General features: G+C 23.5%; 14 protein-coding genes, 2 tRNA genes and 3 pseudogenes. 10 read left to right on the forward strand and 9 right to left on the reverse strand.

Translation table 11 applies throughout. The features are described 5' to 3' along the window. Window positions 1–112 precede the first annotated feature (112 nt). Together LUA84_RS05195 and LUA84_RS01760 are read left to right on the forward strand one after the other, a co-directional pair. Window positions 113–202, forward strand: coding sequence for a hypothetical protein (locus tag LUA84_RS05195; protein WP_256443588.1), 90 nt, complete (start codon window positions 113–115; stop codon window positions 200–202). A gap of 59 nt (window positions 203–261) precedes the next feature. Beyond that, the gene (locus tag LUA84_RS01760) at window positions 262–537 is read left to right on the forward strand and encodes a PRC-barrel domain-containing protein (RefSeq protein WP_231434168.1); all 276 of its coding nucleotides are present in this window, start codon (window positions 262–264) and stop codon (window positions 535–537) included. 125 nt (window positions 538–662) lie between these two features. On the opposite strand, the gene LUA84_RS01765 is transcribed toward LUA84_RS01760, so the two are convergent. From LUA84_RS01765 to LUA84_RS05205, 3 genes and pseudogenes are all read right to left on the reverse strand, one after another. Further along, entirely contained in the window at window positions 663–848 is a 186-nt protein-coding gene (locus LUA84_RS01765; RefSeq protein WP_231434169.1) for an LSM domain-containing protein, read from the reverse strand. Between the two features lie 48 nt (window positions 849–896). Continuing rightward, window positions 897–1,010, reverse strand: a pseudogene (locus LUA84_RS05200) (30S ribosomal protein S8e); the annotation flags it as partial. Between the two features lie 2 nt (window positions 1,011–1,012). After that, a pseudogene (locus LUA84_RS05205) lies at window positions 1,013–1,204 on the reverse strand (30S ribosomal protein S8e); the annotation flags it as partial. 172 nt (window positions 1,205–1,376) lie between these two features. Here LUA84_RS05205 and LUA84_RS01770 point away from each other — a divergent pair. The 3 genes from LUA84_RS01770 (at window position 1,377) to LUA84_RS01780 (ending at window position 2,523) form a co-directional block, all read left to right on the forward strand. Next, window positions 1,377–1,471, forward strand: a tRNA-Leu gene (locus LUA84_RS01770). Window positions 1,472–1,607: 136 nt separating this feature from the next. Next, window positions 1,608–2,141 carry a hypothetical protein gene (locus LUA84_RS01775; RefSeq protein ID WP_231434170.1) on the forward strand — a complete coding sequence of 178 codons (534 nt, stop codon included), beginning with the start codon at window positions 1,608–1,610 and terminating at the stop codon, window positions 2,139–2,141. Between the two features lie 175 nt (window positions 2,142–2,316). Beyond that, on the forward strand, window positions 2,317–2,523 hold the full coding sequence (locus LUA84_RS01780; protein WP_231434171.1) for a hypothetical protein: 207 nt from the start codon (window positions 2,317–2,319) through the stop codon (window positions 2,521–2,523). Between the two features lie 684 nt (window positions 2,524–3,207). Here the strand turns inward: LUA84_RS01780 and LUA84_RS01785 are convergent. Then, a tRNA-Phe gene (locus tag LUA84_RS01785) sits at window positions 3,208–3,281 on the reverse strand. A gap of 91 nt (window positions 3,282–3,372) precedes the next feature. Here LUA84_RS01785 and LUA84_RS01790 point away from each other — a divergent pair. The 5 genes from LUA84_RS01790 (at window position 3,373) to LUA84_RS01810 (ending at window position 5,070) form a co-directional block, all read left to right on the forward strand. After that, window positions 3,373–3,738 carry a DEAD/DEAH box helicase family protein gene (locus LUA84_RS01790; protein WP_256443589.1) on the forward strand — a complete coding sequence of 122 codons (366 nt, stop codon included), beginning with the start codon at window positions 3,373–3,375 and terminating at the stop codon, window positions 3,736–3,738. Then, window positions 3,690–3,962, forward strand: coding sequence for a hypothetical protein (locus LUA84_RS01795; protein ID WP_231434545.1), 273 nt, complete (start codon window positions 3,690–3,692; stop codon window positions 3,960–3,962). The genes LUA84_RS01790 and LUA84_RS01795 overlap by 49 nt, the downstream gene beginning before the upstream one ends. Window positions 3,963–4,128: 166 nt before the next feature. Next, window positions 4,129–4,497: a hypothetical protein gene (locus LUA84_RS01800; protein ID WP_231434173.1), complete on the forward strand. Its 369-nt coding sequence runs from the start codon at window positions 4,129–4,131 to the stop codon at window positions 4,495–4,497. A gap of 22 nt (window positions 4,498–4,519) precedes the next feature. Further along, window positions 4,520–4,696 (forward strand): hypothetical protein, encoded by a 177-nt coding sequence (locus tag LUA84_RS01805; RefSeq protein WP_231434174.1) that lies wholly within the window; start codon window positions 4,520–4,522, stop codon window positions 4,694–4,696. Window positions 4,697–4,827: 131 nt separating this feature from the next. Next, entirely contained in the window at window positions 4,828–5,070 is a 243-nt protein-coding gene (locus tag LUA84_RS01810) for a P-loop NTPase family protein (RefSeq protein WP_231434175.1), read from the forward strand. 325 nt (window positions 5,071–5,395) lie between these two features. Here LUA84_RS01810 and LUA84_RS01815 read toward each other — a convergent pair whose 3' ends face one another. The 5 genes and pseudogenes from LUA84_RS01815 to LUA84_RS01835 all read right to left on the reverse strand — a co-directional run bounded on the left by LUA84_RS01815 (window position 5,396) and on the right by LUA84_RS01835 (window position 9,134). After that, the gene (locus tag LUA84_RS01815; RefSeq protein ID WP_231434176.1) at window positions 5,396–5,560 is read right to left on the reverse strand and encodes an ABC transporter permease; all 165 of its coding nucleotides are present in this window, start codon (window positions 5,558–5,560) and stop codon (window positions 5,396–5,398) included. A 507-nt stretch (window positions 5,561–6,067) separates the two neighbouring features. Further along, on the reverse strand, window positions 6,068–6,361 hold the full coding sequence (locus LUA84_RS01820; RefSeq protein WP_231434177.1) for a hypothetical protein: 294 nt from the start codon (window positions 6,359–6,361) through the stop codon (window positions 6,068–6,070). A gap of 1,434 nt (window positions 6,362–7,795) precedes the next feature. Continuing rightward, window positions 7,796–8,490: pseudogene (locus tag LUA84_RS04665) on the reverse strand (ABC transporter ATP-binding protein). A 6-nt stretch (window positions 8,491–8,496) separates the two neighbouring features. Continuing rightward, window positions 8,497–8,772, reverse strand: a complete 276-nt coding sequence (locus tag LUA84_RS01830) for a hypothetical protein (protein ID WP_231434178.1) — start codon at window positions 8,770–8,772, stop codon at window positions 8,497–8,499. Between the two features lie 179 nt (window positions 8,773–8,951). Continuing rightward, entirely contained in the window at window positions 8,952–9,134 is a 183-nt protein-coding gene (locus LUA84_RS01835; protein WP_231434179.1) for a hypothetical protein, read from the reverse strand. Window positions 9,135–9,174 lie beyond the last annotated feature (40 nt).

Below are 9,174 nucleotides of genomic sequence, written 5' to 3' on the forward strand. Positions count from 1 at the left end.
AATTTAGCAGTATATGTAACAAATCAGGTTATGGCAAAACCTGAAGGATATTTTTCTTTAGATCTAACAGGCAGTTGGAGGACATGTTCTAGCTCATGCAATTACATATAGAATATTCCTAAGAAAAGGTAAGGAAAGGACAAGAATTGCTAGATTAATTGATGCTCTTCATTCCCTGAAAGGGAGGCAATATTTAAAATAAGTGAAGAAGATATTAGAGATGTATAAACTTTATATTTAGATATTTTCTATTTTATATATATGGAAAGATATGAAGCATCATCCTTATTAAACAAATCAGTTGTTACAGACAAAGGTAGAAAGTTAGGAGAAATTGCAGATCTACAATTTGAAGAGAAAACAGGAGAAGTAATAATTACTATAGAAGCGAATACTACTGAGAATGCTGAAAGGTTGGGATTAGAAGAAACAAAAGATGGATTTTTAGTACCATTTATGGCAGTAAAAGCAATTGGTGATTATGTAGTTGTTTCTGAAGAAGATTTAGTACAATTTCTTTTTAATTTATTATATTAAAACAAAAAAGGTCTTGTAATTGAATCTTTTATCTGTAATGTTATGGTTTAATAAAAAATAAAATTCAAATAGAATAGCTTATTCTGATTATTCACTAGGTTTTATGACAGATAAATTATCACCTCTTAAGAATATCCAAGTAATTTTTTATTGGTATCTAATTCTGTTACATCTTCTAATACCATATTTGGATGAACATCAGAAGCTACTAATTTACCTCTATATTGTTTACCATTTTTCATTTCTACTATTATTTCTTTTCCTTTTGACTGTGTTATTATATCTAATGGTCTTACTATGTCGATAAACAAAATATACAAGAAAGATTTTATAAATTTATTTTATAAATTAGTTTAAAATTATTCTTTTATTAATATTCCATTTATAATTCCATCTTGACCTGGTCTTGATGTTACTAAAACTTTTCCTATTTCAGTATTTAATATAGCATTTTTAGTTATTATTTTTTCTCTATCTAAATTTTTATATTTGGATTTTTAATAACACCTAATATTTTTACTCTTTTAACTGCTTTTGTTTCTGGAATAAGAACATTCACATATAAAGCACCTTTTAATTTTACTTTATAATTACCACCCTTTGTTCTAAATATATATCTTATTTCATCATTACTCTTTGATATTTTTGTTAGAATTAATATCTTCCATAATTTGTTTTTCTTTTTTTACTATTAGGAGATTTTACTTTACTCATTTTCCTTTCTTAAATCTCTAACTGGGTAAACGGATAATCCTCCTTTTTTGTATATATTTACCATTTTATTTTTATGATAAAAAAGATTTAAAAAATAAAATGCAATAAAAAATAAAATACGCGGCGGTGCCCGAGCGGTCAAAGGGGTCGGGCTTAAGACCCAATTGGTAAGAAACCCGATGGGTTCACGCCCTCGGGGGTTCAAATCCCCCATCCTCCGCTCTTTAACTATCTATATAATNNCCATAAAATATTTATTAAATCAAGAATATACAGAATATAATATGAAATCAATTTCTCCATAGTNNGAAATATATTAATAATTGTTATGACAGTTGCAATTGCTGGATTATTTTATGCATTTACTTCAGGTAAGTCTTAATTCAATTATAACTTCATCAAATAATTTAGTTAATCAACAATCAAAAATAATATCATTTACAATAAATAGTATATATTGTTCAAATAATATATTATATTTTAATATATATAATAAAGGAAATATACCTATTAATATAAATAATTCTCAAATTATATTTACAGATAATAATGGAAATCCTATATCAACAAATGGAAGTAATGTTGTATGTAATAATGGAAATATAAATAATATTGGAAGTAATGAATTATGTTATGTATTAAATTATATTTGTTATTATAATTATACAGATGATATAAAAACTACTAATTTTGTATACAATGGAATAAATTATAATTATGACATAGTAAGCAATAATAAATTTAATATAATAAACAATCTTATTAATTATCCAATAATAATATATAATACTCAATCTATTCCAACCCCATCTCCATTTCAACAAGATATTGCTATTTGTAATGAAACAATTAATATTATTAAGAATTTTGCATATGTAAATAGTTCATAATCAGTTAATTTAATTAATCCAAATGGGCAAAATGTAATGTTCTTTAATCCACATAGCATACAAATATCTTATTCATGGTATGAGCGTCAGTTAATTAACGGAAGTACATATTGTGATGTATGGTGGATAATATTTACCAAATGGAGTTCCTGCTATTTCAAATGTAAGAATATATATGTATATAGGATCCAATAATTCCAATTATTATCCGTTATGTTATCCATATGTAGGAACTAATGAGCAAGTTACAGAAACTATGCAATATGATAAAGGACAAAAAGTATTTATAGCATATGGATATTTTAATAATACATTTAATGGAGGGAGTGGACATGTTTCTTCTGCATACCTGGTCTCCTACAGCAACTTCAAATGGTATTGAAGTGATAAATAATCAATATGGTGAAGGAACTTATATTTTACCTCCAAATAAATGGAATATTCCTAAAATTCCTTTAATTGTTGAGGAAGCTTGGTATATGGNGGGGGAAGCCCGAATGCAGATGCAAATGTAATAGCATTATTTGGATTTACAAGTAAACAAATTGGTGCAGGTATTGGATCTACTGATGGTGGTTGGACACCAACATCTAATTTATCCACATTTGTACAATTTGAATATTGGCCTGGTAATTCTCCACCAAACTCTCAAGCAACTATGTTAAAATCTGCAGTAACAGATCAATATTTAAGTTATACATCTTTCCCAACATCTGGCGGAACAGTTTATTCATATTTAATAGTTAATTCTACATATGCACAAACAGGATATTATATTTATAGTTCTAATCAAGTATGGGCTCCATTAACATTATTAGATACTTATACAGTATATAATAATAGATATACATATTATAATTTAAATTATAATCCTTTCCAATATGGTACATTAGAAATAGGTGCTGGAACTGGTGGAGCTTATTCGTACCAATATGTAGAATGGGTAATAGCTAGATCATATCCTCCAAATGGTGTAATGCCTTCAATTTATATTGGTTAAATTTCTTTTATTTTTTCAATATAATATTGCTTTCAGTTCATTAATGNTATCTGTAATATTAAAACCTGGGGCTGGCGGGATTTGAACCCACGACCTTCCGGTCTTCAGCCGGACGCTCTCCCGGTCTGAGCTACCGCCCCTTTAATTATCAATATTTTTTATTATTTATTTTTTAAATTTTTCAAATTATAAAATATTCTTTAATTTATAATTATAGAAAAATATTATCCAATATTAAATAATAGACCATTTCAAATTGATGTTGGAGAAAAAATATTGAACTATATTTATGAAAATAGAAAATTTATTTTATTAGATTCTCCTACAGGTTCAGGTAAAACAATTATTGCATTAGTAATTTCTGATTATTTGGCAAAAGAAGATTTTATAACTCATATTGCTGTAAGAACAACTGAAGAAATAAAAAGATATTTGGAAGATTCATTTAAAATAAATACAATATTAAGGGTATATCCAAATAAAAAGAAAACATGTCCAATATTTTTTAAATCAAATTTATCTGGAGAAGAAATAATATTGCAGATTGTATATATAAAAAATCTTTATATGATCCAGAACAATTATATAAAAGATTAAAGAAATATAATTATAATTTTATTAAATTGACAAAAATAGAATATAAGAAATATTTAAAAAAGAAAAATGTAAAATGCACATATCATTCTTATAAGAAAATTGATTCAAATATTTATATTTCAACATATCCATATGTTTTTAATCAATATTTAAATGAAGTATTATCTTTAGAAAGTGAACCTGATTTCTTAATAATGGATGAATCTCAGAATTTATTAACATAAATTATAAATCCTATGTCAAATATCATTTAAAAGATATATAGAAAAAGGTATTGGAAAAAGAAATGAAGAAAATTTATTATTCCAGCATATAGTAAAAGAATTAGAAATTATAAAAAATGCTTTAAATATACCTGAACAGGATTTTGAATTAATAAGATATAATTTAATGAAATTCTCAGATGAATTATTATCATTTATAGAAAATATAATTGCAAAAAAATTTAAACAAGGGAGCATATATTTAATAAAAGAAAAAATGGAAAAATCTTCAAAGGAAAAATATAGAGATAGAGAAAAATTAAAGGAAATATTTGATTCAAATGAAAAATTATTGGATAATTTATCATTTTATTGGGAAACATATAAAAGATATATTTCAAAAAATAATATTAAATTAGCAAAGAAAAGATGGAATATAAATAAAATATTAAAACTATATTATTATATAAATTCTGAGGATATTTTTTGGATATTAAATTTATTTAAATTAGAAGGATATATAACAAAATTTGAAAAAATAATTAGAAGTATTTGATAATTATAAATCAGTAATATTAATGTCTGGAAGTAATTTTACAAAAGAAAGTTTCCAAAAATTATATAAAATAAAGGATGTAGAATATATTAAAGTTGATGTAAAATATGGAAAAAAGGATTATGAAATATTATATAATTTTTCTTCAAGATATTCAAAAAGAAATGATAAAAATAATATAGAAACATCTAATAGGTGATATAAAATTTATTGCAAATAATTTAGAAAAATATCAATTATAGATGTTCCCTTCATATTCTTTTATGATAGATGTATATGAAAAATTGGATATAAAGGAGTAGAATATTTTTAGATGATGGGGAAAAACCATTGAATAGGATATTAAAAACTGATAAAGATATAATATTTACATATGCAAGATCAAGATTTATAGAAGGAATCCAATTGGTAAAAGATAACCAATCATTATTAAGGCTAATTGTAATTGTTGGAAAACCATATCCACCTCCACCAAAGGCATCAATATTAATATATAAAATGATTAAGGATAATAATTTGGATTATAATGAATTAGCAGAAGTATTAAAGGATATAAATATTAGAAGAGGCTAATATGAAGGGCAATAAGATTTCCAAATGATCATGATAAAGTATTTTTTATAGATGATAGATATAAAAAGGCGGAAATTAAAAAATATTTGTAAAATTATTCATATCTCAGTGCTTCGATTGGATCCAGTTTAGAGGCCTTTATTGCTGGTAATGTTCCAGATAAAATACCCTATAAAGAATGGAAATACTAAAGAAAAAACTATTAATTTGACATTAATATATGGTTGTAGTCCAATAAATCCATAAAATGATAATACAGAAGAAGCTATATATGCTGTAAAAAATCCAATGTTATTCCAAAAATTCCTCCTATTAATCCTATAAATTAAGATTCTAATAAAAATAAAATTAATACTTCTATATTTTTCATTCCTAGAGCTTTTAATAATCCTATTTCTCTATATCTTTCTAAAATAGATGTATACATTGTATTTACAATATTTATTGCTGAAATTAGTATAGATATTGATGCAATTATTAATGAAAACATGGATATTCCTCCAATAATTTAATCTGCAATTTGTTCAATAGATTGAGCAGTTATTATTGTATATGTTTGACCCTTTAATGAATTTATATAATTTTTTATCGAATTATATGCTATATTATAATTATAAGTAATTACAATTAGATAATTATAATTTATACTTCCAAATAATTTTTCATATTCTCCTTCTGGGAATAAAATATTATAATCAGGGGTTCCTCCTGTCTGTTGTAATATTCCAACTACCTGACATCTTTGTCCAAATATATTTATATAATCTCCATCACTTATTTTTTGATTATTAATAAATGAGAATTTGCAATTTGATATCCTAAATCAACCTGGCAATTATTATTGTTTGTTATAAAGGTCCCCTCAAAAATATTATAATCTATATATGTTAAATAATTGACTTTGTTACGTATTAATAACTAATATATTAGCAGGTATTTGATAATTATTATATTTAATTATTGTAGAAGTTGAGTATGCTTTTATAACTCTTTCTACTCAAGGTATTATTGCAATATTTTCAATAAAACTATTTGTAAAATATCCTGAAATGGAACTGACAAAACCAGCCCTTGCACCTGGAAAGATAAATATTGCCTTATTTCCAAATCTATTTAATTCGCTTTGAACATAATATTGTAAACCCTGCGATAAAGCAATCAATATAAATATAGTAGCTATACAATTGTAATTCCTAAAGACGTTAAAAATGTGCTTATTTTTTTTGTCCTTAAATATTTTAATATTAAAAATAAAAAATTTTTTATTTTCATTTTTCTTTCTTCTTTTCATTATATAATATATGATACCTACAAAAATCAAAATTAATATTATTATACCAACTAAAATATTTCTAGAAGATTTTGTATAATAAATATTATATCCAAGATTTTCTAGAGAAGTATTATAAAGTATTGTATATTTATTTCCAAAAATATCATTATAATATATTTGTATATATACTAGTTGTATTTGGATACCAATTATTATTTAATGTAAATACAACGGAATTTGAATTTCCAGGATCTAATTCTCCAATATATCCTTGATTTGGTGAAATTATACATTTACTAGAACTATAAACATTCATATACATATTATATGCTGGTGCATTTCCATAATTGAATATATTAAATGTTAGTGTTCCAGAACTATNTGAACGTGATAAAATTATATTTGGATATGAATTTATATTTTCAACAATATCTCCATTTAAACTATATAATATTGAATTTGAATAATATTGAATATTAAATGGAATAGTTACAGTCCCATATAGATTATTATTTACAATTACTGTTATTGGAATATTTATTTCCTGACCTGGCAATATATTATTGATATAAATGTTATTATTTGCAATTGAAATATTTGTACCTAAAAATGTTAATGAAATATCAGATATATTTGAATTTGTNNNNTTATATAATGTTAAATTAATTATATTTTCTCCAATATTTAGAATATCCAACATNNNATAAAACTTCTAATCTATTATTTGATGGTAAAATTGGTACATTAATTGTTGTTGTATAATTGTTAATATTTCCTAAAGGATCCTGATAAATTATAAATAAAGGTATTGTACAATAATTATTTGCTAATTTGATGGAATTAATAATTGGAAATTAATTAATGTAGNACCAGATAAATTAGATAAATATATTGAAGATGGTTCTAATGAACATGCGGAGAATTTGATTGAATTAATACATTATATATTTCTGCTCCATAATTTGTTATATTTAATACTAGATTTGCAATGCTTCCATAATAATTATTTGAATAATAATAATTACTAATTGTTTATATATGGTAAATTTTCTACAATTATTGGATATATTTGTGAAATTTCACCAGATCCATCTATTGTTTGTATAACTTCCATTTATTANNNTATTATAACTTCCAGGATTACAACTTTCATATAAATTTAATGAAGTACAATATNNNTCTCCAGGATTTAAATATGGAATATAAAGTGAGGATTGATTTGAATATATGCAGTTTNNNNAATATATATTTAAATTAATTGTATTTGCCTCAGATAATCCATAATTTATTATGCAAACTTCTAGNTTTATATTATTATTAGAACTTACTATTAATGGTGATATTTTTGTAATCTTTATTTGTAAAGAATATATACTAAAAAGTAGAAGGGTTAGCAAAAATGTATAATTAATTTTTTCATGAGATTATTATATTTGAAAAATATTTATAAAATTACTTTAATAATTCTAATGTTTCGTCTATTGTAGCATTATCTTTTAATATTTTTCCATTTCTTATATACATCTATCCTATTAGTTCTGTCTGCTACTCTTAAATCATGTGTTACAACAATAATTGTTCTATTTTCTTCTTCATTTAATTTTTTTAATATATCTAATAATTCATTTGCTCATTTACTTCATCAAGGTTTCCAGTAGGCTCATCTGCTAAAATTATTTCAGGGCTATTGATCAATGCTCTAGCAATGGCAACTCTTTGTTGTTCCCCACCTGATAATTGATTTGGATAATNATATAATCTATCGCCTAAGTCAACTTTATTTAATAATTCTTTTGCTTTTTCTAAATTTTTATTTCCAGAAATCTCTTAAACCNNTTTGAACATTTTCCAATGCATTTAAATAATTAAATAAATAATATTGTTGGAATATAAATCCAATATATTTTCTTCTTAATTCTGATAATTGATTATCATTTAATTTTGATATATCTTTATCAAATAAATATACTTTTCCTTTTGTTGGCCTCTCGTAAGCATCCCATTATTGCTAATAATGTGGATTTTCCACTTCCATTTGGTCCAACTATTGATAAAAATTCTCCTTCTTTAATTTTTAAACTTACATTTTCCAATGCTTTTATAGGGTATCCTCCAACATAATATATTTTTTCAACATTTTCTAATATTAAATATCATAACTCAATATATTTTTCAATTTCAAAAATATTTATTATCTTTGCAACATCTATTTTTGGATAGTACCATGCCAGTTTTAATGGATATGGTGGATAATATATTCTTTTAAATAATTTTATATTTAATTTATTTTTTATTTGATATAAGTTTGTATTTTTGTCATCTATATATATTATATCTTTATCTATATTTATTAAATATTCAAATACATCAATAATTGTTTTAAATTCTTCACTACCATATAATAATATATCTCTAAAATATTCAGCCAAATTATGTTTTCTTAATTCTTTTTATTTTAATGTCTTTTGTATCATCTTTAGATGTTACTAACATATAAGTCATTATTCTTATATTTCTCTAAAAATCCTATTGTTCCTGGTAATATCATTTGATTTTCTGTTCCACATTTTCCAATAATATTCTATTATTTCATCAGGATTGTCTTCTATCAAGAATTTCTCCATTTTCCTCTTTCAAAAATTCCAAAATAATCTCCAAGATCTTCTACAGCAAGCATTGCTTCAGTAAATCCTTCATATAAATTTAATTCTTCTCTTATTTTTTCATAAATTAAAGGTATGATTGAGTAGCTATCTACAAGTGTTCCATCGTAATCTAAAGAAATTATCATTTAAAATATTTCTTGATCAAGTAATATTTTATATCTTAAC

It is taken from the genome of Candidatus Nanopusillus massiliensis (genome assembly GCF_920984865.1).